At 74.4% G+C, this 25,162-nt stretch carries 25 protein-coding genes and 1 pseudogene; 14 read left to right on the forward strand and 12 right to left on the reverse strand.

All coding sequences use genetic code 11. The annotated features are described in order from the left end of the window. Positions 1–90: 90 nt before the first annotated feature. From OG552_RS17035 to OG552_RS17050, 4 genes are all read right to left on the reverse strand, one after another. Positions 91–540, reverse strand: coding sequence for a hypothetical protein (locus tag OG552_RS17035; RefSeq protein WP_329133816.1), 450 nt, complete (start codon positions 538–540; stop codon positions 91–93). A 244-nt stretch (positions 541–784) separates the two neighbouring features. Beyond that, positions 785–1,498 (reverse strand): chaplin, encoded by a 714-nt coding sequence (locus OG552_RS17040; RefSeq protein WP_329133818.1) that lies wholly within the window; start codon positions 1,496–1,498, stop codon positions 785–787. A gap of 116 nt (positions 1,499–1,614) precedes the next feature. Further along, positions 1,615–1,863 carry a chaplin gene (locus tag OG552_RS17045; RefSeq protein ID WP_329133820.1) on the reverse strand — a complete coding sequence of 83 codons (249 nt, stop codon included), beginning with the start codon at positions 1,861–1,863 and terminating at the stop codon, positions 1,615–1,617. 357 nt (positions 1,864–2,220) lie between these two features. Next, a complete protein-coding gene (locus OG552_RS17050) occupies positions 2,221–2,631 on the reverse strand; it encodes a rodlin (protein ID WP_329133822.1) in 411 nt (136 codons plus the stop codon). Positions 2,632–3,034: 403 nt separating this feature from the next. Here OG552_RS17050 and OG552_RS17055 point away from each other — a divergent pair, with 403 nt between their 5' ends. The 8 genes and pseudogenes from OG552_RS17055 (at position 3,035) to OG552_RS17090 (ending at position 13,242) form a co-directional block, all read left to right on the forward strand. Next, entirely contained in the window at positions 3,035–4,324 is a 1,290-nt protein-coding gene (locus tag OG552_RS17055) for a glycosyltransferase (protein ID WP_329133824.1), read from the forward strand. Beyond that, positions 4,321–6,033 carry a sugar transferase gene (locus tag OG552_RS17060; protein ID WP_329133826.1) on the forward strand — a complete coding sequence of 571 codons (1,713 nt, stop codon included), beginning with the start codon at positions 4,321–4,323 and terminating at the stop codon, positions 6,031–6,033. Before OG552_RS17055 ends, OG552_RS17060 begins: the two co-directional genes overlap by 4 nt. After that, entirely contained in the window at positions 6,033–7,355 is a 1,323-nt protein-coding gene (locus OG552_RS17065) for an O-antigen ligase family protein (RefSeq protein WP_329133828.1), read from the forward strand. Before OG552_RS17060 ends, OG552_RS17065 begins: the two co-directional genes overlap by 1 nt. Next, positions 7,352–8,986, forward strand: a complete 1,635-nt coding sequence (murJ, locus tag OG552_RS17070; protein ID WP_329133830.1) for a murein biosynthesis integral membrane protein MurJ — start codon at positions 7,352–7,354, stop codon at positions 8,984–8,986. The genes OG552_RS17065 and murJ overlap by 4 nt, the downstream gene beginning before the upstream one ends. Further along, a pseudogene (locus tag OG552_RS17075) lies at positions 8,983–9,723 on the forward strand (polysaccharide deacetylase family protein); the annotation flags it as partial. The gene murJ and the pseudogene OG552_RS17075, both read left to right, overlap by 4 nt. 284 nt (positions 9,724–10,007) lie before the next feature. Further along, complete coding sequence (locus OG552_RS17080) at positions 10,008–11,273, forward strand: glycosyltransferase (protein ID WP_329133832.1); 1,266 nt, start codon at positions 10,008–10,010, stop codon at positions 11,271–11,273. Between the two features lie 8 nt (positions 11,274–11,281). Then, complete coding sequence (locus tag OG552_RS17085) at positions 11,282–11,947, forward strand: lipopolysaccharide biosynthesis protein (RefSeq protein ID WP_329133834.1); 666 nt, start codon at positions 11,282–11,284, stop codon at positions 11,945–11,947. 161 nt (positions 11,948–12,108) lie between these two features. Further along, on the forward strand, positions 12,109–13,242 hold the full coding sequence (locus OG552_RS17090) for a GNAT family N-acetyltransferase (RefSeq protein ID WP_329133835.1): 1,134 nt from the start codon (positions 12,109–12,111) through the stop codon (positions 13,240–13,242). Between the two features lie 61 nt (positions 13,243–13,303). Here the strand turns inward: OG552_RS17090 and OG552_RS17095 are convergent, their stop codons facing one another. Next, positions 13,304–14,746 (reverse strand): glycoside hydrolase family 26 protein, encoded by a 1,443-nt coding sequence (locus OG552_RS17095; RefSeq protein ID WP_329133837.1) that lies wholly within the window; start codon positions 14,744–14,746, stop codon positions 13,304–13,306. Between the two features lie 356 nt (positions 14,747–15,102). On the opposite strand from OG552_RS17095, the gene OG552_RS17100 reads away from it, so the two are divergent. Together OG552_RS17100 and OG552_RS17105 are read left to right on the forward strand one after the other, a co-directional pair. After that, a complete protein-coding gene (locus tag OG552_RS17100; protein WP_329133839.1) occupies positions 15,103–15,549 on the forward strand; it encodes a tyrosinase family oxidase copper chaperone in 447 nt (148 codons plus the stop codon). 22 nt (positions 15,550–15,571) lie between these two features. Then, a complete protein-coding gene (locus OG552_RS17105; protein ID WP_329133841.1) occupies positions 15,572–16,441 on the forward strand; it encodes a tyrosinase family protein in 870 nt (289 codons plus the stop codon). Between the two features lie 124 nt (positions 16,442–16,565). Here the strand turns inward: OG552_RS17105 and OG552_RS17110 are convergent, their stop codons facing one another. After that, positions 16,566–16,832 carry a chaplin gene (locus OG552_RS17110; protein ID WP_329133843.1) on the reverse strand — a complete coding sequence of 89 codons (267 nt, stop codon included), beginning with the start codon at positions 16,830–16,832 and terminating at the stop codon, positions 16,566–16,568. A 152-nt stretch (positions 16,833–16,984) separates the two neighbouring features. Between OG552_RS17110 and OG552_RS17115 the strand changes: the two genes are divergently transcribed. From OG552_RS17115 to OG552_RS17125, 3 genes are all read left to right on the forward strand, one after another. Next, positions 16,985–17,542 carry a dihydrofolate reductase family protein gene (locus tag OG552_RS17115; RefSeq protein WP_329133845.1) on the forward strand — a complete coding sequence of 186 codons (558 nt, stop codon included), beginning with the start codon at positions 16,985–16,987 and terminating at the stop codon, positions 17,540–17,542. A 603-nt stretch (positions 17,543–18,145) separates the two neighbouring features. Continuing rightward, positions 18,146–18,652, forward strand: a complete 507-nt coding sequence (locus OG552_RS17120) for a DUF5949 family protein (protein WP_329133847.1) — start codon at positions 18,146–18,148, stop codon at positions 18,650–18,652. Between the two features lie 182 nt (positions 18,653–18,834). After that, positions 18,835–19,875, forward strand: a complete 1,041-nt coding sequence (locus tag OG552_RS17125) for a hypothetical protein (protein WP_329133850.1) — start codon at positions 18,835–18,837, stop codon at positions 19,873–19,875. 29 nt (positions 19,876–19,904) lie between these two features. On the opposite strand, the gene OG552_RS17130 is transcribed toward OG552_RS17125, so the two are convergent. The 3 genes from OG552_RS17130 to OG552_RS17140 all read right to left on the reverse strand — a co-directional run bounded on the left by OG552_RS17130 (position 19,905) and on the right by OG552_RS17140 (position 22,779). Next, positions 19,905–20,483 carry a hypothetical protein gene (locus OG552_RS17130; protein WP_329133852.1) on the reverse strand — a complete coding sequence of 193 codons (579 nt, stop codon included), beginning with the start codon at positions 20,481–20,483 and terminating at the stop codon, positions 19,905–19,907. Beyond that, positions 20,473–20,955: a J-domain-containing protein gene (locus OG552_RS17135; RefSeq protein WP_329133854.1), complete on the reverse strand. Its 483-nt coding sequence runs from the start codon at positions 20,953–20,955 to the stop codon at positions 20,473–20,475. Before OG552_RS17135 ends, OG552_RS17130 begins: the two co-directional genes overlap by 11 nt. A 114-nt stretch (positions 20,956–21,069) precedes the next feature. After that, the gene (locus OG552_RS17140) at positions 21,070–22,779 is read right to left on the reverse strand and encodes a SpoIIE family protein phosphatase (RefSeq protein ID WP_329133856.1); all 1,710 of its coding nucleotides are present in this window, start codon (positions 22,777–22,779) and stop codon (positions 21,070–21,072) included. A gap of 229 nt (positions 22,780–23,008) precedes the next feature. Here OG552_RS17140 and pip point away from each other — a divergent pair, with 229 nt between their 5' ends. Continuing rightward, entirely contained in the window at positions 23,009–23,980 is a 972-nt protein-coding gene (gene pip, locus OG552_RS17145) for a prolyl aminopeptidase (protein ID WP_329133858.1), read from the forward strand. On the opposite strand, the gene OG552_RS17150 is transcribed toward pip, so the two are convergent. Genes OG552_RS17150 through OG552_RS17160 form a run of 3 tightly spaced genes read right to left on the reverse strand, consistent with a single transcriptional unit; the run spans position 23,959 to position 25,135 of the window. Beyond that, positions 23,959–24,480, reverse strand: coding sequence for a DUF5994 family protein (locus OG552_RS17150; RefSeq protein WP_329133860.1), 522 nt, complete (start codon positions 24,478–24,480; stop codon positions 23,959–23,961). The two genes, pip and OG552_RS17150, sit on opposite strands and share 22 nt — an antisense overlap. Next, positions 24,477–24,980, reverse strand: a complete 504-nt coding sequence (locus tag OG552_RS17155; protein WP_329141391.1) for a hypothetical protein — start codon at positions 24,978–24,980, stop codon at positions 24,477–24,479. The genes OG552_RS17150 and OG552_RS17155 overlap by 4 nt, the downstream gene beginning before the upstream one ends. After that, the gene (locus tag OG552_RS17160) at positions 24,977–25,135 is read right to left on the reverse strand and encodes a hypothetical protein (RefSeq protein WP_329133862.1); all 159 of its coding nucleotides are present in this window, start codon (positions 25,133–25,135) and stop codon (positions 24,977–24,979) included. The genes OG552_RS17155 and OG552_RS17160 overlap by 4 nt, the downstream gene beginning before the upstream one ends. Positions 25,136–25,162: the final 27 nt, after the last annotated feature.

The raw sequence follows: 25,162 nt of genomic DNA on the forward strand, positions 1-25,162 counted from the left end.
CCGCTCACACGAGGTCCGCTTCCGGCCCTTCACCCCGAGGGGCGAGCCCCCGGGGCAACCGGCCGGAGGGACGGCGGGGAGCCGGTGGGCTCAGCGGAGGCCACCGAGCGGCAGGCCACCGAGCAGGGCGGAGCCGGGGACGGCACCGGTGACCGTGGAGAACGGACCGTTCTTTGCGATGCCGGTGGCCTGGCTGAGCAGGGAGTCGACCGAGGTCTGCCCCCGCAGGTCCTGCGCGGCGCCGCCCACCGTGTTCAGCACGGTGCCGACCTTGGTGCCGTCGACGACCTGCTGCACCGGCTGCGCCGCGACGACCTGGTCGACACCGCCGCTGACGCTCATCGGCACGGCCGGGGTCGTGGCCACCGCCGGGAGCGCAGGCGTCGTCGGGAGCGCAGGCGTCGTCGGGAGCGCGGGCGCCACCGGGACCGTCGCCGCCGCCGGGACTGTCGACACCGCGCCGGTGAACGTGTTGTCCGGGACGGAACTGTCGGCGAACGCGGGGGCGGCCACGCCGACCGCCATCATGGAACCGGCCACAGTCGCTGCAACCTTCGAGTACTTCACTGGCCACCCTTTCAGTAGCTGACGCCGAAGTGCTCGGCGGTCTTTCTGCATTGGTCAACGACCGCGGAGAACAACGGAAACGACGGGTTGACCGGTCGGCGGACAATCACTCGTAAGTGAGGAGGCGGCGACCCATTTCTCCGATGAGATTCCGGGCCGCCGCCTTTTCCGCACACCGTTGTTCTCCACACCCTTCGCCGTCGTCCGACGGCGGCGGTCACAGGTGCGTGCGCCCCGCGTACGCCGGGCGCACGCCGCGCCGGTAGAGCATCGCGCCGCCGAGCAGGAGCGCCGCACTGGTGACACCGGCCGCACCGATCGCCCGGCCGCTGAAACCCGTCTCGGCCAGCTGCGGACTCGTCCGCTGGGCCGGCACGGACACCTCAGGGGCGGGTGCTTCGGGGGCCGGCGGCAGGTCGTGCGCCCGCGGCGGGCGCGCGTGCGGCGGGGCCGGCGCCGGCGGGGTGCTGACCGGCGGCGCGAGGACGGCGGCGCTCGCGTCGCAGGAATTCCCGAACGTGGGATTCAGCAGTGCCAGGACGTCCACCGTGTTTCCGCACGCGTTCACCGGTACATGGACCGGAATCTCCGCCGAGTTGCCGGAGAGAACACCCGGCGACCCGGAGCCGTAACCCGTCGAATAGCTCCCGGAACCCGCCTGCTGCCCGGAATCCCGGCCGGTGCTGTGCGAGATGTTCCCGCAGTCGTTGCCGGACGCGGGGTTGGCGAGGGCCACGGCGTCCACCGAGTTGCCGCAGACATTCACCGGTACGTCCACCGGTGCCGAGACGCTGTCGCCGGACAACAGCCCGGGTGAGTTGGACGTGCCGCTCACGGCACCGGTGTCCGCGCTGGCGTACCCTCCGGTCGCGGCGAGAATGCTGCTCGCGGCAGCGACGGTGAGCAGGCTCCGGCCCAGGATCTGTCGCATCGGCTTTTCTTCTCCGCACTGTCGGTGAGACGTAACGCGTGAGACGCACCGCCCCGGGCGCTGGACGCACACCGGGGCGGTACCTGTTCAGGACCTGACGGCCCGACAGGTCTGCGTCACTCGCTGCTGAGGCTGGCGTTGGTGCAGCTGTTGCCGAACGCCGGGTTCAGCAGCGCGAGGATGTCCACGGTGTTGCCGCAGAGGTTGACCGGCACGTGCACCGGGGCCTGGCCGACGTTGCCGGACAGCAGGCCCGGGGAGTGCGCGGCGATGGCGCCGGCGTCGGAGTCGGCGAACGCGGGAGCGGCGACGCCCATCGCGAGCAGCGAGCCGGCGGCAACGGCCGCGACCTTCGAGAACTTCACGGTTAGCTCCTTTTCGGTAAGCGGCGTCTGACGCCGCCACGACCTTCGTGGTGGCCCGGGCCACGTATTTCCGTGCCCTGGACGCCGCTACGCCGGGACCAACGACGGCTGATCGCCGAAGGCAACTCCCCGGCCTTGACTGCTGCGCACTATCCACCCGAATGGCTGCGAACCGGCGGCGTGGCCGGCCGAATCCGCAGGCGGAATTCCGGGCAGGGCACCGGGAAATCCGGGGGGAAATCCGGCCCCGGCGGAATCCGGCGGCGCCGGCCGCCGGAACCGGCCGGAAATACCGGGTGGCCCCGGCCGTCCGGCGAACTGCCGGCGATCGGGGCCACCCAGGGCCGCGCGGGGTGATCAGCTGTTGCCCGCGCCCTTCGCGGACAGCACCGGGCTGTCGTCCAGGATGTCCGAGAGGGTCTCGTCGCCCTTGGCCTGGGTGGAGTTCTCCACGCACCGCTGGTTCTGCGGCGAGGAGAGCACGTTGAGGTCCTGGACGGAGACCGGCACGACGCCGGCCGGCGAACCGGCGTCGGCCTTGGCGGGCAGGCCGGCGCACGGCTTGTCGAGCGAGCCGGAGACCAGCGCGAACGACGGGCTCAGGTAACCGCCGGTGTACACGTTGCCGTAGTCCTGCGCGGCGGCGTTGCCACCTGCGGTCGTGGTGCCGCCGGAGTCGCCGATCGCCATCGCCTGCGGGGCGACGGTCGCCGAGACTCCCGCGAGCGAGGCCGCGACGGCGGCCGTGGCGAGAAGCTTCTTGATCATCACGGTGGGTCCTTCAGGGGAGACGGCCCCCGGGTATCAGAGGCGCGCCGTGACCAACAGCGTCAAGGCCCGTTGGTCATGATCGTTCACCCGAATGGCGCGTGCGGGTGCAGGCACATCGCGCACGCCCACCGAAAGGGTGATGGCTCCCTACGTGTGTTGACGAGCGGTCAACACAGCTCATGCGATGGTCATAAGAAATCCGGCCTGGTCAACGGCCCGCGCGCCTCCCGCGATTCACACCGTGACGTCTGCGACCGTGCATTCCTGATTCGTAGGAATTACCTGACAGGCATGGGATTCGTTGACTGCACGCAGCCGCTGATCGCCGCCCGATCACGCGGCAGCGGAACTTGACCGGACTTCGGCTTCTCCGGGTTGCCGAGAGGGAGAACGGCGCGCGATGCCGCAACACGAGTACGAACTCGCCGGGCTGACGGTGCTCCATATGACGCAGCCGGTCGAGGGCGGCGTCGCCCGCGTCGTCATGGACCTGGTGACGGCCCAGGTGCGCGCCGGGGCCCGCGTCGTGGTCGCCTCACCGGCGGGCCCTGCGGCGCCCGGCCGGCCCGCGCGACCCTCAGGACCCGCGGTGCCGCCCCAGCCGTCGGGGTCGTCGCAGGCACCGGAGGCACCGGAGCCCGCCCGGCCGCCGGACGCGGAGCCCGGCCCGTTCGCGCGCCGGCTCGCCGCGGTGGGCGCCGAGGCCGTACGGTGGCCCGCGCGCCGCTCCCCCGGCCCCTGGCTCCCCCGCGAAGTCGCCGCCGCCGCCCGCGTCCTGGCCGCCGTCCGCCCCGACCTGCTCCACCTGCACAGCGCCAAGGCCGGACTGGCCGGACGCCTCGCCGCCCGGGGCCGCGTGCCCACCGTCTTCCAGCCGCACGCCTGGTCGTACGACGCGGTGACCGGCCCGGTCGCGTCGGCCGCGCTGCGCTGGGAGCGGTACGCCACCCGCTGGACCGACCGGGTCCTCTGCGTCAGCGCGGCCGAACGGGAAGCCGGCCTACGGCACGGGCTGCGGGCCGCCTGGTCGGTCGTCCCCAACGGCGTGGACACCACCCACTTCACGCCTGCCGCCGACCCCGGCTCAGTACGGGCCGGCCTCCCCGCCCTGGCCGGACTGCCGCCCGGCGCCCCGCTGGTGGTGTGCGTCGGACGGCTCTGCCCGCAGAAGGGCCAGGACGTCCTGCTGCGCGCCTGGCCGGAGGTGACCGCCCGGCTCCCCGCCGCCCGGCTCGCCCTCGTCGGCGACGGCCCCGACCGCGGCCGGCTGCTGCGCGCGGCCCCGCCCGGCGTGACCTTCGCGGGGCCGACCGCCGACCCGCGGGCCTGGTACCGCGCCGCCGACCTGGTGGTGCAGCCCTCCCGGTGGGAGGGCATGGCGCTGGCACCGCTGGAGGCGATGGCCTGCGGCCGGGCGGTGCTGCTCACCGACGTGGCCGGCGCCCGGGAGAGCCTGCCGCCGGCCGACACCGCCACCGGCCTGGTCACCGCGGCCGATCCCGCGGCACTGGCCCGCGCCCTCGTACGGCTGCTCGGCGACCCCCCGCTGCGTGCCGCGGTCACCGCCCGCGCCGTGGCCCACGTCCGCGACCGGCACGACGTACGCAGGGCGGCCGCCGCGGTCTCGGCCCTCTACCGCGACCTGCTCTCCCTCCCCCATCCGCACCCTGTGGAGAGGGCCCCCCGATGACGCGCTCCGCCCCGCGTATCCCCGGCCCGGGTACGCAGAACCCGTCCCCGACCACCTACGGCCACGGCACCGGCCCGCTCCCCGCCGCCGCGCCCGCACCCCGCGGCAAGGCACCGGCCGACCGCACCGGCGACCGCTCCCCGGGCACGGCAGCCGGCTCGGAGAGACCCACCGGCCGCACCGCCGACAGATCCCGGGGCGGCGGTACGGCTGCCGGCCGGCACGCCGACCGCCTGCGCGGCGGCAACGCGACCACCGACCGCGTCACGGTCGCGGCACCCCGCGCCGGCCGGCCGGTCCGGCCGGCGCGGGACACCTCCACCGGGCCCGGCTCCCACCGCCGCGCTCTGCGGGAGCGGGCCGGCGGCGCACTGGCCGCCGGCGACTGCCTGGCCGTACTGGCCGGCGCCATGGCCGCGCAGGCCGTGGCCGGCGCCGCCACCGCGGGCGACGCGGCCCGCTGCGGCGCCGTCGCGCTCGGCATCCTGCTGCTGGGCTGCCGGCAGGCCGGCCTCTACCGCCCCGGGTTCGACCCCGGCGCCCTGCGCGAAGTGCCCGCCGTGGCCGTACGGGCCGCGCTCGCCTGGGGGTTCGCCGCCGCGGTGACCGGCGCCGGGCTCGGCCGCGAGGCGCTGGTGACCGCGATCGTGCTCACCGTGACCGTGGCGTGCGCGCTGCGGGCGCTCACCTACCGGCTGCGGCGCGCGGCGGCCCTGCGCCACCCCGGGTCCACGCTGATCGTCGGCGCCGGCCCGGCCGTGCGGCAGATCGCCGCCGCGCTCCAGACGCACCCCGAGTACGGCATGCGGCCGGTGGGCGTCGTCGCCCCGGGTCCCGGCACCGACGCGACCGACCCGGCGGTACGGCAACTGGCCGCCGAGGTCCCGCTGCCGGTGCTCGCCGGGCACGGCCAGACCATCCGCGCGGTGATCCAGAACGCGGTCAGGTACGCGGTCGTCACCGGGCCGCCGGCCCTGGACGCGCGGACCACCGCGACGGTGCGGCTGCTGGTCGCGCAGGGCTGCCAGGTGTGGCAGCTGAGCACCGGCCGCGGTCCGGTGCCGCCCGGGCACCTGTGGGGATTCGCCTGCCGGCGCCTGGAACCCGACCCGCGCGGGGTGCCGCAGGCGCCGGGCCGGCGGGCCAAGCGGGCGCTGGACGCGGTGGTCTCCGGCATCGCGCTGCTCTGCTTCGCACCCGTGCTGGGCGCCTGCGCGCTCGCCGTACGGCTGGCCGACGGGCCGGGGGTGCTCTTCCGGCAGGAGCGGATCGGGCTCGGCGGGCGGCCGTTCACGCTGCTGAAGTTCCGCACCCTGCGGCCGAGCGACGAGAGCGAGTCGGCGACGCGGTGGTCCATCGCGCACGACCGGCGGATGAGCGCAGTCGGTCGAGTGCTGCGGCAGACCTCGCTGGACGAGCTGCCGCAACTGTGGAACGTCCTGCGCGGCGACATGAGCCTGGTCGGTCCGCGTCCCGAACGCCCGCACTTCGTCGCGCAGTTCAGCACCGCGCACCCCGGCTACCAGGACCGGCACCGGATGCCCGCCGGCATCACCGGGCTGGCCCAGGTGCACGGGCTGCGCGGGGACACCTCGATCGCGGACCGGGCCAGGTTCGACAACCACTACATCGACAGCTGGTCGTTCTGGCAGGACGTGGCGATCCTCGCCCGTACCGTCTGCGCGGTCTTCCGGTTCGGCGGCAGCTGATGGCCCTCACCTTCGCCGGCACCCTGCCGCGCCGCACCGCACCGACGCTGCGTCAGCTCGCCTGGCTGGTTCCGCTGCTTCCGGCGGTCGCCACGGTGCTGCTGCTCGCGGCGCCGGTCGGCACCGGTGACGTCAGCAGGTCGGGCAAGGTCACCCCGGCCGACGCGGCCTCGGCGGTGCTCGTCCTGACCTGCGCGGTACGGCTGGTGCGGGCCCGGCGGCGGGTGCTGAGCCCGGCGGCGGCGATCGTGCTCGGGGCGCCGGTGGCCGGCTTCGCGCTGTCCGCGGCGACGTCGCTCGACCCCGGCGCCGGGCTGGCCGGATTCCTGCGCTACGCCCAGGTGTTCGTGGCTGTGCCGGCCGCGGTCGTACTGCTGCTGCGCGACCGGCGGGACTTCGCGGTGATCGCCGGGAGCATCGTGGCGCTGGCGCTGGTGCAGGGCACGGTCGGGGTGTGGCAGTACGCGACCGGGACCGGCGCGTCGTACCAGGGCGAGGACATCCGGGCGGTCGGCACCTTCGGGCCCTCGGACGTCATGGGCATGGCCACGGTGGTCGCGTACGGGCTGGTGATCGCGGTCGGCTGGGCGCTGGGCGCGGGGCCGGTGCGGATGCGGCTCACCGCGCTGGGCTGCGCGGTGGCGCTCGCGGTGCCGCTGACGGTCTCCTTCAGCCGGGGCACCTGGATCGCGACGGCGGTCGCCTGCGCGGCGATGACGGTGCTGGCCGGGTGGCGGCAGGCGGTACGGGTCTTCGGGGTGCTGGCGGCGAGCGCGGTGCTGCTGGTCGGCGGGGTCGGGGTCGGGTCGCAGCTGATCGGCGCGCGCGTCGCCAGCATCACCCAGGTCACCGACGCGCCGGACCCGTCGGTGACCGACCGGTACACCCTGTGGGCCGCGGCGGTCTCGATGTGGCGCGAGCACCCGGTGGCCGGAGTGGGCCTCAAGCGGTTCCCTGACGAACGCGACGGCCGGGCCGGGCTCGGGCTCTCCTCCGGCAGCGACACGGCGGGCGCCGGCCAGGGGTTCAAGCGGGAGCCGCTGCTCTCGCCGCACAACATGTACCTGCTCGCGCTGAGCGAGCAGGGCCTGGTCGGCTGCGCGCTGCTCACCGGCTCCTGGGCGGCCCTGCTCGCCGGCGCCACCGCCCGCCTGCGCCGCGTCCCTTCGGCCCCCGGCCTCGCCGCCGTCGGCCTGCTGCTGTGGACCCTGGTCGACTTCCTCTACGCCGACATCGGCGGCCCGTGCACCGTCCTCACCGCCACCCTGCTCGGGCTCACCGGCTGGTACGCCCTCGCCCCCGCGAACGGACCGCGCCCATGACCGAGGCGCGGGCGCGCGACACGATCCCCTCACCGGCCGGCCCTGCGGCGGAGCCCGCCGCGACCGTCCCGGCGGGCCGGCGCCCGGCGCCCGCCGCATCCGGGCCGGCCGGCGGCGGGTCGCAGGGGCTGGCGTGGGCGGCCGGGGTGACGGCCGGGCTGAGCGTGGCCGGGTCGGTGGTGGGGCTGGTGCGGGATCAGACCATCGCGCACCTCTTCGGGGCGGGTGCGGAGTCGGACGCGTTCCTGGTGGCGTGGACGCTGCCGGAAGTCGCGGCGACCGTGCTGATCGAGGACGCGATGGCGCTGCTGATGGTGCCCGCCTTCAGTGCCGCGCTCGCGCGCGGCGGGGCGGTCCCCGGTCTGGTCAGGGGGACGCTGCCCCGGCTGCTCGCGGTGCTGGGCGTGCTGACCGCCGTCCTGGTGGCGGGCGCGCCCTGGGTGGTGCGGGTGCTGGCGCCCGGACTCGCGGACCCGGCGGAAGCGGTCGCGTGCACCCGGCTGACCGCGGTGAGCGTCCTCACCTTCGGCCTGGCCGGCTATCTCTCCGCCGCCCTGCGGGCACACCGCCGTTTCGTGCCGCCCGCCGCGATCTACGTCGCCTACAACGCCGGCATCATCGCCACCCTCCTCGCCCTGCACGGCCGTTACGGCGTGCTGGCCGCGGCGGCCGGCGTCGCGGTCGGCGGCTGCCTGATGGTCGCCGTCCAACTACCCTCCGCCATCGCCGAGTTGCGCGGCCACCGAGTCCCGGCCGGTGCGCCCCGCGCGCCGCACCGCACGCTCGCCCTCGCGCTGCTCGCCCCGGTCGTCCTGTTCACTCTCAGCCGCCAGGCCCAGGTCCTGGTCGAGCGGTTCTTCGCCGCCCCCCTGCCGGCGGGCGCGATCTCGCACCTCAACTACGCGCAGAAAGTGGCCCAGTTGCCGATGGCGCTGTCCGTGATGATCTGCACGGTCACCTTCCCCGCCGTCTCCCGAGCACTGGCCGAGGGCGACCGGGAAAAGGCCCGCGAACGCGTCGAACGCGACCTCACCCTCGCCTGCGTCGTGGTCCTGACCGGCACCGCATACGTCATCGCCTGCGCCCCCCAGCTGATCTATGTCCTCTTCCAGCGGGGCGAGTTCAGCGCGGACGACACCGCGGCGACGGCGGCGGTGATGCGGGTGTACGCGCTCGGCCTGCTCGGCCAGAGCCTCGTCGGCACCCTGATCCGGCCGTTCTTCTCCGCGGGCCGCCCCACCTGGTATCCGGCCGCCTCGATGGCGGCCGGCCTGCTGGTCACCGCCGTCGCGGACGCCGCCGCGGTCGGGCCCTGGGGCGCCTACGGCATCGCCGCGGGCAACGCGCTGGGCATCACCGTCACCGCGGGCCTGCTGCTGCGCGGCCTCGGCGGCCACAGCATCGCGGTGCGGGTCCGCACGATCGCGCCCGGTCTGACCCGGACGCTGCTGGCCGCGGCGGTGGCCACCGCCGCGGGCTGGCTCGTCAGCACGCGCGTCCCCGGCGCGTTCGCCGCCACCGCGGCCTGCGGCCTCGCCGTACCGGCCGTCTTCACGCTGGCGGCCTTCGCCGTACGCGTACCGGAACTGCCGTATCTGCTCGCCACCGTGACACGGAAGGGCCGCCGATGACCGCCGAACCGACCACTCCGGGCCGCCGCAGCGCGCGGGTGCCCTGGACGCTGATGTACCACTCCGTCGGGGACTCGAGGAACGACCCGTACCTGATCACCGTCGACCCCGGCCGGCTCGCCGCCCAGCTGCGCTGGCTCAACCGGCACGGTCTGACCGGGGTCGGCATGCGCGAACTGCTCGCCGCCCGCGCGGCCGGGCGGGACCAGGGCCTGGTCGGGCTCACCTTCGACGACGGCTACGCCGACTTCCTGCACCTGGCCGTACCCGCGCTGCGCGAACACGGCCACACGGCAACGGTGTTCGTGCTCGCCGGGCGGCTCGGCGGCACCAACGCGTGGGACCCGGACGGCCCGGTCAAACAACTGCTCGACGCACAGGGCATCCGCGAGGCGGCCGGCGCGGGCATGGAGATCGGCTCGCACGGACTGCTGCACCGGGACCTGACGGAGCTGGACGACGCGGCGCTCGCCGCCGAAGTGGGCGAGAGCCGGGAGCTGCTGGCCGAGGTGACCGGCACCGCGCCGATCGGTTTCTGCTACCCGTACGGCACGGTGGACGCGCGGGTGATCGCCGCGGTACGCCGCGCCGGGTACACGTACGCCTGCGCGATCACCCCCGGTCCGCTGACCTCGCTGCTCGCGCTCCCCCGCACCCACATCGGCAACCGCGAGACCGCGCCGCGCCTGCACGCCAAACGCGCCCTCCACGATTTCCACAGCCGCCGCCTCCCCGCCCTCCCCGACCTGCCCGCGGCGGCGCTCGCCGGGTCGCCGCGGCCCCCGGAGACCGGCCCGTCACCCGCCAGGACCCCGCCGTACGGCGAGGTGGCGCACCACCGTTCCGGCGACCACCCGGCCGACGCGGACACACGGAGCGCCGGGCATCCCGCACCCGCCGCTCCGTCCGCTGACGACACCCCGCGCCCGGAGCGGGGCCGGACCACCGGCTCCCCCGCGGGCCAGGACGCACCCGGCCCGCAGGCCCCCGCACCGCTCACCGACTCCCCCGGAGGTCACCCGTGAAGGTCCTGCACATCATCACCGGGCTCGGCATCGGCGGCGCAGAACAGCAGTTGAGGCTGCTGGTGCGCCGGCTGCCGGTGGACTGCGAGGTGGTGACGCTGACCAACCCCGGTCCGGTCGCCGACGGCCTTGAGGCGGACGGCGTGCCCGTCACGCACCTCGGGATGGGCGGGAACCGCGACCTGGGCGTGCTGCCCCGGCTGGTCTCGTTCATCCGCGCGGGCGGCTACGACGTGGTGCACACCCACCTCTACCGGGCGTGCGTCTACGGCCGGGTGGCCGCCCGGCTGGCGGGCGTACGGGCCGTGGTCGCCACCGAGCACTCGCTGGGCGTCACCCAGATCGAGGGCCGCCCGCTCGGCATCGGCACCCGGGCCCTCTACCGGGCCACCGAACGCCTCGGCGCCGGCACGCTGGCCGTCTCCGCGACCGTCGAGCGCCGCCTGACCGCCTGGGGCGTGCCCGGCGACCGCGTCCACCTCGCCCCCAACGGCATCGACCCGGCGGTCTTCCGCTTCTCCGACCGGGCCCGCACGGCCGCCCGCGCCCGCCTCGGCGTCCCCGAGGGCGCCTACGTCGTCGGCGGGGTGGGCCGGCAGGTGGCGGCGAAGAACTTCGACGACCTGATCCGCACGGTCGCCGCCCTCCCCGGCGTCCACCTGATCCTGGCCGGCGACGGCCCCGAACGGGTGCCGCTGCTGCGGCTCGTGCAGGACCTCGGGGCCGCGGGCCGCGTCCACTTCGCCGGTCCCGCGCACGCCGACGGCGAACTGGCCGGGCTCCTGGCGGCGATGGACCTGTTCGTCTCGCCGTCCGCCGAGGAGTCCTTCGGCCTCGCCCTGGTCGAGGCGCTCGCCGCCGGGCTGCCCGCGCTCTACGTCGCCTGCCCCGCGGTGGAGGACCTGCCGCCGCAGGACGCGCCCGGCGCCCGCGCCGTCACCCGCTACGAACTCCCGGCCGCGGTATGCGAGGAGCACGCGGCCGGCCCCCGCCGCCTCCCGGTGCCGGCCGCCGTCGAGCGTTACCACATCGACCGCACCGCGGCGGACGTGATGGCGCTGTACGAAACGGCCGTCCACGGCCGCCGCGCCGCCCGCACCCCGGCCCCCGTCCCGGGCCAGCCGGTCCCCGGGAGCACGCCTTCCGGAGCGGATACCCGAGCCGGAGCCGCACCCCGATCCGAGGCCGCCGCAACCGGAACCGGGGCCGCGCCGGGCTCCGGCACCGCCGACGTCACCCAGGCTGTCCCCGCCGAGAAATGAGAGACCCCATGGACGAGTTCGCAGAACACCGCGACGCCCACCGCCGCAGCGCGCGCCGCCGGTCGCGGTGGCGGGCGCTGCCCCGCTGGGTGCCGCTGCCGCTGGGCCTGGGGATCGGGCTGGCCGGCGGGCTCGGGTACGGGCTGGCGGCGACCCCGCAGTACGCCGCGACCAGCTACGTCATGGTCGTACCGCAGCACACCGGGGATTCGCCGACCGCGCTCGGCTTCGCCCAGGCCTACGGACGGATCGTCACCGGTTCCGCGGTGCTGGCCGGCGCGTCGGCCGCCGCCCGCACGCCGGTCGCCGGCCTCGGTGACCACGTCCAGGCGCAGACCTCGCCGGACGCGCCGATGATCTCCGTGACCGGCACCGCGGACGGCGGTCAGGACGCGGCCCGCATCGCCAACGCGGTCGCCGCATCCCTTGCCGAGACCGGCAACCGCGACTCCGCCGCCACGGGTGTGCGCCTGCTGGTCTTCTCCCCGGCGGTCGCGCCCACCTCCCCTGCCTCCCCTTCCGTCCCGCTCTCGGCCGCGGTCGGCGCCAGCGCCGGCGCCCTCCTCGGCGCCCTGGCCCTCCTGGTCCGCCCCCGCGAACAGCCCGAAGCCCCGGACGCGACGGTCCCCGCCCCGGCCCACGGCGTACGCGAACCCGCCCGGACAGCGCTGTGACCCCGCACCGAGGCACCCCGGCACCCCCACCGCCCGCAACCGCGTCCGCAGCACCCCCCGCCGCACTGCCCGAGCCACGCCCCCCGGAAAACCACCACACCCCGCCCCCCGCCCCCGATCCCGGCCCCAACGCCGGTCCCGCCGCGCAGCGCCCGCTCCGGGTGACCTTCTGCCGGGACGCCGGCGAATTCGCGGCGCTCGCCCCCGCGTGGGAAACGCTTCACCGCGACTGCCCGCCCGCGACCCCCTTCCAGTCGCACGCCTGGCTCCACTCGTGGTGGCTGTCGTACGGCGTGCCGGGCAGGCTGCGGCTCGTACTGGTCTGGCGGGGCGGGGAGTTGGCCGCCGCTGCGCCGCTGATGCGCGCGTACCGGCCGTATCCCGTGCTGACCGGGCTCGGCGGGGCGGTCACCGACTACGGAGATGTGCTGGTGGACGCGAGGGCGGACGCCGACGGCGCGGTGAGCGCGGCGCTGGCCGCCGGGGTGCGGACCGCAGCGCGCGGGTCCGTGGTCGAGCTGCGGGAGGTACGGGCGGGCGCCGCGGCCGAGGCGCTGTACGCGCGGTGGCGCGGCCCGAAGCGGCAGCTCACCGACTCCACGTGCCTGGAGCTGCCCGGCCTGCCGATGGAAGGACTGATCGCCCGGGTCGGAAGTTCGCGCGGCCAGCGGATCCGCTCCACGCTGCGGAAGCTGGACGCCGCCGGGATCACCGAACGCGATGTGCCGCCCGCCGAGGTGCCCTCCGCGGTGGCGAACCTGGTGCGGCTGCACCTGCTCCAATGGCAGGGCCGCGGGGTGAACCCCGAGCACGAACGGCCGCGGTTCGCCGCCCACCTGACCCGGGCGATGACCCGGATGGTGGCCTCCGGCGACGCGGTGGTCACCGAATTCCGGCTGGCCGGCGAGGTGGTCGCCGCCAATCTGACCGTGCTCTCCCCCACGCTGGCCGGCGGTTACCTCTACGGCGCCCACCCGCGCCTGCGCGGCACCAAAGTGGACCTCAACACGCTGCTGACCCGGCACGGCGTACGGCACACGGCCGGTGCCGGCCGCACCACGCTGAGCCTGCTGCGCGGCGCGGAACCGTACAAGTTCCACTGGCGCCCCGAACACGTGGCCAACCGGCGGCTGCTGCTGTCGGGCGCCCCGACGGCCCCGCTGCTGCTGCTCCGCTACGGCCCGGCCCGGGTCAGGGCGGCGGCGGCCGGCTGCCCGCGGCTGCGGGCCTGGCGCGACCGCCTCGCGTCCCTGCGCCGCCCCGGCCGGGAGACCCGGCACCGAGGCGGCGGATAAGCCGTGCCGCGGAAGTCACGGCCCAGCCGCCGGGCGGACGGCGCCGCTTCCGCGACCCGGCCTAGTTCTCCGCTGCGGTCCCAGCAGAGGTCCCAGCAGAGGTCCCAGCAGAGGTCCCCGCAGGGGTCGCGGCGGGTCTGGCGGCGGCCTTGGCCTCCTTCGGGGTGAGCTTGACGCAGACCTGGCCGCTCGCGTACTGCTGCTCCAGCTCCGCGGTGAGCGGCATCGGCACGCATGACTCGACCGGTGAGGTGGGATCCGACCCGGACTGCTGCGGCACCCCGGGAACCGGGACGGTGGGCAGCCCGCCCGGCACCGGGATCCCGGTGGGCGTGCCGGTGGGGGCCGGCGTCACCGTGGGCGGGGCGGGCGTGGGGGTGACCGCCGGCGCGGGTGTGGCGGCGGGCCCCGAAGCGGGCGCCGCCTTGCGGCCGTAGAAGAGCGCGCGGTAGATCTGCGCGGACGCCGGGTTCTCCTTGCAGCTCCATACGCCGTGCGGGCAGTAGTCGGTGATCGTCTGGTAGACCGGTTTGTGCCCGGTGATCCAGCCGATCATCAGGGTCATGTACTCGGGGTTGTCGCCGTTGCGGAACAGCCCCCACTCCGGGTAAGAGATCGGCTTGCCGTGCTCGGCCGCGAAGTCCACCTGCGCCTGCAGCCCGTACGGCTCGGTCACCTGCTGAAAGAAGGTCTCGCCCGGCGGCTGGTCGTAGGAGTCCATGCCGATGATGTCGACGGTGCTGTCCCCGGGGTAGCACTCGGTCCAACCGATCGCGTCCTGACCGCGGTTGGGCGCGAAGTCGAAGCGGAAGTGCTGCCCGGGCACGGCCCGCATGGCGGTGACGATCCGGTTCCAGTACGTCTTCCAGCCGTCCGGGTCGGGCGCGCAGCGGTGGGTGTACGTGGTGCCGTTCATCTCCCAGCCGAGCACGATCACGGTGTCCGGGACGCCGAGTTCCACCAGCCGCTGGGCCAGCTTGGTGAAGTGGGCGTCGTAGGCGCCGCTCGCCCCGGCCTCGATCCGGCCGCGCACCTCCTCGTCCGAGAGGTGGTCCTCGTTGTTCTCCTGCATGGGCACGTTCAGCACGAAGAGCCGGTCCTGCTCGGCCTTCGCCCACTGCGCCCACGGTTCCAGCAGGCCGCTGCCGCCCTCGATGCCGTCCCAGTCCTCACCGGGCAGGTAGGTGTGGCCGACCCGCACGTCGGTACCGCCGAGCCACTGCGACATCTCGGCGAGGCTGCGGATCCCGTCCGGCCCCGAGTCGGTGAAGGCACCCATCGGCGGCAGGCCGCCTCCGGAGTGCGGCCCGCTCGGCAGCGAGCCGGCCGATCCCGTACCGGCACCGGCGCCGGTCCCGGCGGCCTGCGGGGACGGCGCCGGTGCGGCAGCCGGCGACGAGGGGACCTCGTCGCCGATGGCGGATGTGGTGAGGCCGGAAAGGAGCAGCGCGGCCGCGACCACCCCGACGCCCGTTCTCGTCAACCACTGGCGTCGTTCCGCCATGGTCTCTCCTTTGCTCCTGAGCGGCGGCGCGCTGTCACGCCCCCTGACGACCAGTCATAACGTAGGTCGAAATGATGCGCGCTCTGGTTACGCCGTCCGTGTGGCCGGCCGAAAAGGAGGCCGACGCGCCGAGCCAATTCCACCGCTAAAAGCATTTTCTGGCGGACCGTCAATAGCGGAACAAGCCGCCCGCTGCATCACTCGGGCGAATGAAATTCAGTGCATTCCCCACCAATGATCCGCTGTGGCTCACCCCCGCGGCGGCATGATGTGCCGCGACACACAGCAGGTGATGCGCGGCATCCGGTCCGGTAAACGCCGGGCTGCGAACACGAACGGGTGAGAGGAGCCGGGCCATGGTGACACGCAGAAGAGTGCTGAGGACCGGCCTGACAACCGTGGCCGCGGTGGGCGGCACGGCCGCCGCACTGCGGCCGATGCTCACCGCCGGGGATCGGAGCGACACCCGGACCGCCGCGCTGACCGACGCGAAAGCCGCCGCCGCACCGCTGGAAGGACCGCGCGAAGGCGCCGAGGGCAGTGCCGCTCCGCTCTTCGACGAGGTCTACCGGGACCGCCGCATCCAGGGTTTCCCCTCCGACGCGGAAGCCGGTGTCGACCTCTACATCGACGGCCGGCCGCTGGAGCTGATGCGCCGCTACGACGGCAGCTGGATCAGCGTGGCGAACCACTTCCAGCCCTATACGACGCCGATCGCCACCGCCCGGGGCGCCGTCGACGTCATCGGACGGGCCGAGCTGTCCATGAACGGGATGTCCATGGACTCCGGCCACCACCACTGACGACCGCTGAGGGGCCGCACCCGTGTACACCCGCATCAATCAGCGCAACCTCACCAGCCTGCAGCGCAGCCGCTTCGTCCGGGCCGTCCTGGAGATCAAGCGGAGGGGCGCATACGAGAAGTACGTCTCGCTGCACAGCAAGTACTTCGCGGCGGACGGCGAGAGCGGCCTGCGGGTGGCGCACATGGCGCCCACCTTCTTCCCCTGGCACCGGCAGTTCCTGCTCACCTTCGAACGCGAACTGCGCACGGTCGACCCGGGCGTCACCATTCCCTACTGGGACTGGACCACCGACAGTTCCGCCTCGTCCTCGCTGTGGGACGACGACTTCATGGGCGGCAACGGGCGGACCAGTGACGGCCAGGTGATGACCGGCCCGTTCGCGTACCGGTACGGCGCCTGGCCGATCACCTACGGCGTCACCGAGGAGCGGTACCTCACCCGGAACATGGGCCGCCCGGACCGGCCGATCAGGCTGCCCACCAAGGCGGAGCTGGACGACGCGCTGACGATGGCGGTGTACGACACCTCGCCGTGGAACTCCGCGCCGAGCACCAAGGGCTTCCGCAACAAGATCGAGGGCTGGACCGTCAGCGACACCCAGGGCGGCTATCTGCACAACCGGGTGCACCAGTGGGTGGGCGGGCACATGATCGGGGCCTCCTCGCCGAACGACCCGGTGTTCTGGCTGCACCACGCCTTCATCGACCTGATCTGGGTGCGCTGGCAGCGGCTGCACCCGAAGTCGTCGTACCTGCCGAGCAAGCCGCTCGCCTCGAAGGACCCGCAGCACGGCCGGGTGATCAGCACCGAGGACACGATGCCGCCCTTCGGGGTGCGGCCGTCGGCGGTCTTCGACCACCGGAAGTACTACACGTACGAGGAGAACTGACCGCGGGCCGCACCTCTCGCCTGTCCGCCCGCCTGCCCGCCTGCCCGCCCGACTGCCCGCCGGCACAAAAGAAGCGGCCCCCGCGTCCCTGATGGGACGGGAGGGCCGCTCGCCAGGACCGGACTTACCAGTCGCCGCCGACCTCGTGAGCGGAGACGTTCTCGCACGTGTTGCCGAACGCCGGGTTCAGCGCGCCGATGACGTCCACCGTGTTGCCACAGACGTTCACCGGAACGTGCACGGGCACCTGGATGAGGTTGCCGGACAGCACACCCGGAGAACCGACGGCGGCACCCTGGGCGCCGGAGTCCGCCGAGGCCATACCAGCACCAGCGGCCAGAACGGCACCCGCGGCAGCGGTGACAGCCGCAGCCTTCGCGATACGCGACATCAAGATCTCCCTGAGATGAAAACCAGCCGCAAGGACCTGCGGCTTTTGACGCTCTGCGCAACGGGGCGGGATCACGAATAGTCACGCAAGTTGGGCTGAACCGGTGACTTCGCGCAAGAATAAGCCGATCGAGTGAAAGAAGGAGAAACCCTATGCGGAAGATCATCCTCTTCATGTCGATGTCTCTTGACGGCTTCATCGAGGGACCCGGCGGCGACATCGACTGGCACCAGGTCGACGAGGAGCTGCATCAGCACTTCAACGACCAGCTCGCCGCGGCCGGCGCCTTTCTCAGCGGGCGGGTGACGTATCAGCTGATGGCCGATTTCTGGCCGACGGCGGACGCCGACCCGGCGAGTACCCCGGAAATGGCGGAGTTCGCCGGGATCTGGCGGGAGAAGCCGAAGATCGTCTACTCCAGGACGCTGCGGGAGGCCGGCTGGAACACCACCGTGGTGCCGGAGGTGGACCCCGCCCAGGTACGGGCGCTCACGGCGGAGCCGGGCGGCGACCTGACGCTCGGCGGGGCGGAACTGAGCGCCGAGTTCCTGCGGCACGACCTGGTCGACACGTTCCGTATCTATGTCCACCCGGTGCTGGTCGGCGGCGGCAAGCGGCTCTTCCCGGCCGCGGACGCGGTCCGCAAGCTGCGGCTCGCCGAGTCACGGACCTTCGGCAACGGGGTGGTACTGCTGCGGTACGAGCGCTGATCCGGCCCCGTCCCCAGGGCCGGACCAGTGCGAGGCCCCCGGACCCGTCCGCTGGTGGGCGGCCGGGGCCGGAAGCCGGTCCGGTACGCCGGCGGTCAGCGATTCACGCGGAGGGCACGGCGGGCACAGCGGGGGCGGTCGGGGCGGCCGGAAGAGCCGGGGCGGGCGGCGCGGCCGGCTTGGCTGCGAGCGCCAAGTGCCGTGTGCCGGTGGTGGGTGCCGGCGGAAGCGGACGGGGCACCGAGCACGCCGCCGGTGGGAGTGGCGGCGAGCGCCGGGGAGACGACCACGCCGGTGATCCGGTGAGTGAACATGCGGGTGATTCCCTTCGGGGGTCGGCACCTACCTCGACCACCGTGAAAAGCCGCACGCCCTCGCGCAACCGAAGCGCCCCCGGCCCGCCGCGGACGGACCCGGCCCGGGCCCGCAAGTCCGGTGTACGGATTCGGTGTTCACCGTCCGGCGGGCCGCGTCCGGCAACTGGGCCGTTGGGGTGCGTCCCGACGGCGGGAGCGCCACGAACGGGGGAATCCGGCGCGCCCCGTCGCCCGCGGAGGTGACATCCGCCGCTGCCGGGGACGGCCGGCGGTTAGGGTCCCGCCCATGAGCCAGACCAACACCGCTGCGTCCGCGTCCTCCCTGCAGCGCCGCCTGGGCACCCTCGTGGTGATCCCGTGGGCCGGCGAGTACGCCGCGGACGGCGCGGACATGCCGTTCCTGATGGCTTATTCGCTCGGCGACGGGTCGGACGGCCCGGCGGCGTCCGAGGCCGCGGTGCTGGCCGCCGCCCGGGAGATCGGCCTGCCGGTCGGCGGCGAGATCTTCGATGTGTCGCACGCCCCGAAGACGGGGATCTCGGTGCTCGTCGAGGGTGGCAGGGCGGTGCTCAGCATGCCGTACCTCTACGCGGCCTGCCCGGTGCCCGACCAGTGGTCGGCCGCGGCCCGCGCCCGCAAGGCGGTGTACGTGATCTTCGCCAGCCGCCCCTGGCCGGAGGCGGCACCGGGCGTCGACGTCGACGTCGAGACGCTGCGGGACTTCGCCGGCGACCCCGAAGTCCTGGGCACCGCAGCGCACTTCCTGGTGCCGGTGACCTCGGTGCGCGGCTGAGTCCCGGACGGAAGACCGGAAGGGGGGCGCCCCGATGGGGACACCCCCCTTTCCTTGCCCCCGGCCGCTGTTGCCCGGCCGTGACAACGGACTGACGGCGTAAGGACGTTCGCTTGACACGCTGATTCCGCCACCGCTCGCAGTGCGGAGAGACGCTGTCAACGTTCCTGGGGGGAACCGCCATGCCTGTCGCCCGAAGCCGTCGCCGTACCGCCGCCGCCATCACCCTGGCGGCGAGCCTGACCGCCGGCGCCACGCTGCTGCTCTCCGCCTGCGGCCCCGACTCCCGCCCCGACTACGGCAAGGCGACCCACACCCCGCCGGCCCCCGGCGGCAGCACCCCGCCGCCCACCACCGCCGGCGCCGACCCGGCCGCTTCGAAGGCCCCGCTGCTCAACGGCACCGCGCACAACGGCCTGACCATCAGCGACGGCACCCGTTACGTGGTGATGAACGGCACCCGGGTCGACTTCGGCACCGCCGTCCGCGACCTCGCCTGGTCGCCCGACGGCAAGAAGGCCGCCTTCGTGGACGGCGACGGCGATCTCGCGGTGGCCGCCGCCGACGGCAGCGGCCGCAGGGTCGTCGCGAAGAACCCGGGCAGCCAGAACTGGTCGCACCCGACCTGGCAGGTGCGCACCTACGACCCGTCGTACGGCGTACCGGCCGCGGACAACCTCCAGTTCGCGGTGCGTACGGCGGCCGGCGTCTCCCGGCTCTACACCGTCCCGGCCACCGGCGAGAACGCCACCCCGAAGGTGCTCGGGCTGAACGGCGAGCCGGGCGGCGACGAAAAGCCGCTCCCGCAGACCGGCAACCTGTGGCCCAACGGCGGTGGCACGCAGGGCGGTTCGGTGTACGCCAACTCCGCCGACGGCCACGTCTACGTCCGCGACGACAACCTGCGGCAGCAGGGCTACCAGGTCGCCCCCGGCTCCGAGCCGGCCTTCGACCCGAGCGGGGACGAGGGGGTCGTCTTTGTCCGGTCGGTGGCCGGCCACGACCACCTGTTCCTCGACAGGTCCGACGGCAACGGCCATCTGGTGGAGAAGGACCTCACGCCCGGTGCCACCACCGACTACACCGAGCCTGCCTTCTCGCCCGGCGGCACGGTGATCGCCGCCCGGACGCCCGACGGCATCGTGACGCTGCCGGCCGACGGCTCGCACGCCCCGGTCGTGGTCTCGGACTACCGCGGCCTGCCGGCCTTCCGCGCGTCCTGACGCAGCGTCAGAAACGTCGGAGGGTGGCGTCAGCCGCGGTCCAACTCGGCTCGCAGCTCCGCCAGATGGGCGTCACCGGTGTCATGCGGCAGGAACTCCACCACGTCCAGGAAGCGGAAGAGCACCTGCGTAGGGGTGACCGCGAACTCGTAGTCGCCGTATCCGACCACCGCGCCCGAGTCGCCGCGTACCGCGCCCCGGACCACATGTGCCGTCATGGCGTCCGGGGCCCGCGCGTCCGTCCCGCGCCGGGCGTTGGGCCGGGCCAGGTAGGGGCAGACCATCGCGGCGTAGAGCATGCAGGCGCGGTGCCCCGGGCCCTCCGGTGTCGGCGCCATGTTGCGGTACGGGCGCCCGGCCGCGCGGGCGGCGGCGATGGCGGCGCTCTCGGTGGCACCCACCACCCGCCACACCGGGCCGCGCGGGATCAGCACATCGCACACCGAACAGAGCCTGCCGCGGGCGCAGTCGGCGCTGCGGCCGTAGTCGGTGAGCGCGAACTGCGGCTGTCCGTCGTGCCAGGGGGTGATCGCGGGCACCGGATAACCGCGGGGGTCCCGCGGCCGGGCGGCGACGGCCGGCGGCATCGGCACCGCGTCAAACCGCACGCCGGCCCCACCATCTGCGGCGCTTGGCGGCCACCGGCTCGGACTCGGACTCGGGCGGCGGCTCCTGCGCGGGGGCCGGCCGGCTCTCCCGCCACTCCCCGACCAGCCGCTCGATGTCGAAGGGCGCGAGATTCAGCGGCGGGCCCTGCGGCGGGCGGCGGATCGCGGCCTCGATCTTGGCGTTGAGGTCGCCGAGGAGCCGGCGTACCTGCTGCTCGGAGCGGGCCTCCGCGACCGCCTCCAGGGTGTCCTCGGCCTCCTTGCGCAGGGCCAGGGTGGGCGGCAGCACCGACAGGCCCTCGCGCTGCATCTTGCCCTTGAGCCACCACAGTTCGTCGTACGGCGTGTTCAGCGACGCCAGCGGCTTGCCCGCGCCGGTCAGCCCGGCGAAGGCGCCCCGCGCCTCCGCCTCGCGGATCTGCTTGTCGGTCCAGGACTCGAAGGAAACACCGGGCGGCTTGCGTTCGGTCATCACTCGCTCCTCGGCTCGCTCCACGACCACCGGCTCTTTCGAGGCTACAAGGCCGCCGGGGGAAGCGGGCAGGCCGCCCACCGGCGGGATTGAGGGGGCGGGCGGGCGCGGGATTCAGGGGCGGGCGCGCGCGGCGAGGATGGCCACGTCGTCCTCGGCGGCGGTCGGGGACAGACGGTGCACGATCCGGGCGAGCAGGGCGTCCAGGGGGCCGGTGGCGTGCGGCAGCACCAGACCCGCCAGGCGGGCGAGCGAGGTGTCGATGTCCTCGGTACGGCGCTCGACCAGTCCGTCGGTGTAGAGCAGCAGCGTGTGACCCGGGTGCCACGGTACGTACACCGTCTCGTACGTCCCCCGCAGGTCGGCGCCGAGCGGCGGCCCCGGCGGCACGTCGAGCAGGGCGACCTCACCGCGCGGGGAGATCACGGCCGGCGGGAGGTGCCCGGCGCTGGCGAACCAGGCGCCGCCGCGGACCGGGTCGGCGAGGCCCAGCAGGCAGGTCGCGGGGCGTTCGGCGCCGGCCGCCGAGAGCACCGCGTCCATCCGGGCAAGCACCAGGCCGGGGCGGTCGCCGCCGCCGGCCACCACGCGGAGCATCGAGCGGTAGTGGCTCATCTCGACGGCCGCCTCGACGCCGTGCCCCATCACGTCGCCCATCGCCAGCAGGGTCAGCCCGCCGGGCAGGGCGAGGGTGTCGAACCAGTCGCCGCCGACCAGGTCGGTCGCCCCGGCCGGCAGATAGCGGGTGGCCACGTCGACCCGTGGGTGCGGGGCACCCGGGGCGGCCAGCAGCGCACGCTGCAGTTCGACCGCTATCCCGTGCTCGCGGCTGTAGCGGCGGGCGTTGTCCAGGCTGATCGCGGCCCGGTCGGCGAGCGCGCGGGCCACCGCGACGTCCTCGTCGTCGAAGCCGGCCGACGAACCGGCCCTGACCATGGTGACGGTGCCGAGCTGATCGCCGCGGGCGGAGAGCGGCACGATCAGCGCGGAGTGGATGCCGGCCGCCCGGTAGCTCTCGACCCGCTCGCTGTTCGGCGCGGACCGGCCCATCTCCTCGTCCGGCAGCAGGTTCTGCACCACCGGCAGGCCCGTCTCCAGGCAGCGCGGCACGGAGGAGCCCCGCTGGTAGTCGACGTACTCGCCGGGCACACCGAACGCGATGACATGGTGGCGCAGTTCGGGACGGGCCGCCATGGCGGCCCGGCGCAGCCGGACGGTGCCGGGCGGCGGCGGACCGTGGCCGTCGCCCCGGCCGGACGCCAGCACCTCGACGCCCGCGGCGTCGGCCAGTACCTCGACCAGCAGGTCGGCGAGCTCCTGGCAGGTCCGGTCCATGTCCAGCGTCGAGCCGATCCGTACGGCGGCCGCGTCGAGCAGCAGCAGGCGTTCCCTGGCCCGCTCCAGCTCCAGCTGGATCTCCCGGTCCGCGCTCACCTCCAAGATGACCGCGCCCAGCCCGACGACCTGCCCGTCGGGTTCGGTCAGCCGGTGGTAGCTGCCCTGCCAGAAGCGCTGCGGGTGCGGCGACTCGGCCCGGGTCTGGCCACTGGAGACCAGCTCCCGGGGTATCCCGTCGGCCAGCACCTGCCGCATCAGGTCCTCGCGCGTCTCGACCCCGGGCACCACCTCGGACATCGTCCGCCCGATGTGCTCCGCGACGCGCACCCCGTTGATCCGGGCCAGCGCCGGATTCACGTACCGGTAGCGCAGCCCGGTGTCCAGCACGGCCACCCCGGCCTGCGTCCCGCTGAGCAGCGCCTCCCACACCCAGCCGGGTGGCGGGCCGGCCGGCGGAGGGTCGGCCGGCGCAGGGTCGATGCGCATCGGCGTCCCGCCTCCTCCCGCTGCCGCCCTTCCGTAGGTTCCACAGTGCGGGCAGCTCCGCGGATCGGCGATTCAGGAGGCGCGAGGGGGTGCAGCGGACCCCTTTGTACGGTTCATCCGGTTCATCCGGTTCATCCGGTTCATCCGGTGGTGATTTCCGGTGGAGCGGACCACCGGGGCGGCGGTACGGTGCCGGCCGCCGCCGTACGCCGTCCCGGGAGGAAGCGCGATGTCACGCAAGCCGGTCGAACCCTATGAGCACGGACTGCTCGATGTCGGCGACGGGAACCTCGTGTACTGGGAGGTCTGCGGAAATCCCGCGGGCAGGCCCGCGCTGGTCGTGCACGGCGGACCCGGGTCGGGGTGCTCACCCGGGCACCGGGAGCACTTCGACCCCGAGCGCTACCGCGTGGTCCTCTTCGACCAGCGCGGCTGCGGCCGCTCCCGCCCGCACGCGAGCGACCCGGCGGTCGGCCTCAGCACCAACACCACCGGCCATCTGATCGCCGACATGGAACGCCTCCGCGTCCACCTCGGCATCGACCGCTGGCTGCTCCTGGGCGGCTCATGGGGCTCGACGCTGATCCTCGCGTACGCCGAGCGGCACCCGGAGCGGGTGACGGAGATCGTGATCAACGGGGTGACCACCACCCGGCGGCACGAGCTGGACTGGCTCTACCGGGGGGTGGGCCGCTTCTTCCCTGAGCAGTGGGAGACCTTCAAGGCGGCGGCGGGACCGGTCGCCGACCCGGCCGACCCGGTCGCCGGGGGCCTGGTCGCGGCCTACGCGCGCCTCGCCGGCGATCCCGACCCTGCCGTACGGCAGCGGGCCACCGCCGCCTGGTGCGCCTGGGAGGACGCGGTGCTCTCCCTCGAACCGAGCGGTTCCCCGCACCCGTACGGCGAGCGCCCCTCCGCCGCCCGGCTCGCCTTCGTGCGGATCTGCACCCACTACTTCGCCCACGCGGCTTGGCTGGAGGAAGGCGCGCTGATCAGCGGCGCGGACCGGCTGGCCGGCATCCCCGGCACGCTTCTGCACGGCCGCCACGACCTGGGCGGCCCGCCGGACACCGCCTGGCAGCTCGCCCGGGCCTGGCCGGACGCCCGGCTGGAGATCGTGCCGGACTCCGGCCACAAGGGCAGCGCGTCGATGAGCCGGCTGGTACGGGAGGCGCTGGATCAGTACGCGGCGGGCAGCTGAGAGCGCGGCGCCCGCTGCCTGGCCGGCGAGGCCGCGCCGAGCGCGCGGTGTGCCTGCACGCGGGGCGTCTCCGGCGGCACCACGACCAGGTCGCAGCGGCCGACACCAGGGCACACCAGGCAGATCGCCTCCCGTTGCCCGGCGTGGCAGGACCGCTTCACCCGCAGGGTGTGACCGCCGAGCACCAGCGCCGGGGGGCCGTCCTGCCAGGCGGCGGCGTCAACAGTGATGTGGGTGATCCGTCCCCAGCGGACGCCCAGCGCCGCGAGCAGCGGCAGCAGCTCCTTCGCCAGATCGTCGCTCCGCGGCCACCAGGCCCCGTCGATCCGTACCGGACCCCGGTCCGGCGGTACGAGCGAGAGCCGTACCGGCGGCCCGTCCCACGCGGGCAGTCCGAAGGCGGGTCCTGCCGGGCCCGGGACCGACGCGGCCGGCGCCGGTGCGGACACCGGTGCCGGCCGGCCTGGACGGGAGAGCGCCGGGCGGTCGGAGGTTCTCATGGGGTGGGCCCGTCTCCGGACGAGTCGTCCGGGGTCTGTGTGGGGGGCGGCGGTTTTCTGCGGCCACGCGGGGTCACGTCCCTGCTCACGTCCGCGGTCCCGGCTCCGGCCCCTTCCCTGGGCCCGTCCCTGGTCACGTCCCTCCCGGCCGTCGGACGGTTGTTGCCGCCCACCAGCCGGAGCTGGAAAGGACCGGACGCCTCGGGCAGGTGGACGGTGTCGACGGTCAGCACCAGCCGGGTGCCGCCGCTCTCGTCACCGGCCGGATAGCTGCGCTGCTCGGCCGCGGCGAACCGCAGCCGCAGCGCCTCCGCCACTTTCCGGGCGACGCCAGGGGAGGCGGCGACGATGTGGACTTCGGCGTGCCCGGGACCGGGCAGCGGGTGCCCTGTTTCCCGGTCGTCGTCCGCCGCTCCGGTGGTGTCACCGCTCGGCGAGGCCGCGTCGTCGCGGCCGGCCGGCCCGGGGGTGGTGGGGCGGTCCGGGCCGGAGGGGGTCATCTGCTGCCTCCCGCCGGCGGAAACCGGTGGCTCCGGTGGCCCCGGCGGCCGGCACCCGCGGTGGGTGTCCACCGGTTGCCGTTGAGCAGGTCGATGAGTGAGACGCTCATGGCGATCATCGCGAGGATCACCGCGACGGTGATGAAGTTCTGCATGGCTCCGGTCCCTTCAGTCGCGGCGGC

It is taken from the genome of Streptomyces sp. NBC_01476 (assembly GCF_036227265.1).
GTDB lineage: Bacteria > Actinomycetota > Actinomycetes > Streptomycetales > Streptomycetaceae > Actinacidiphila.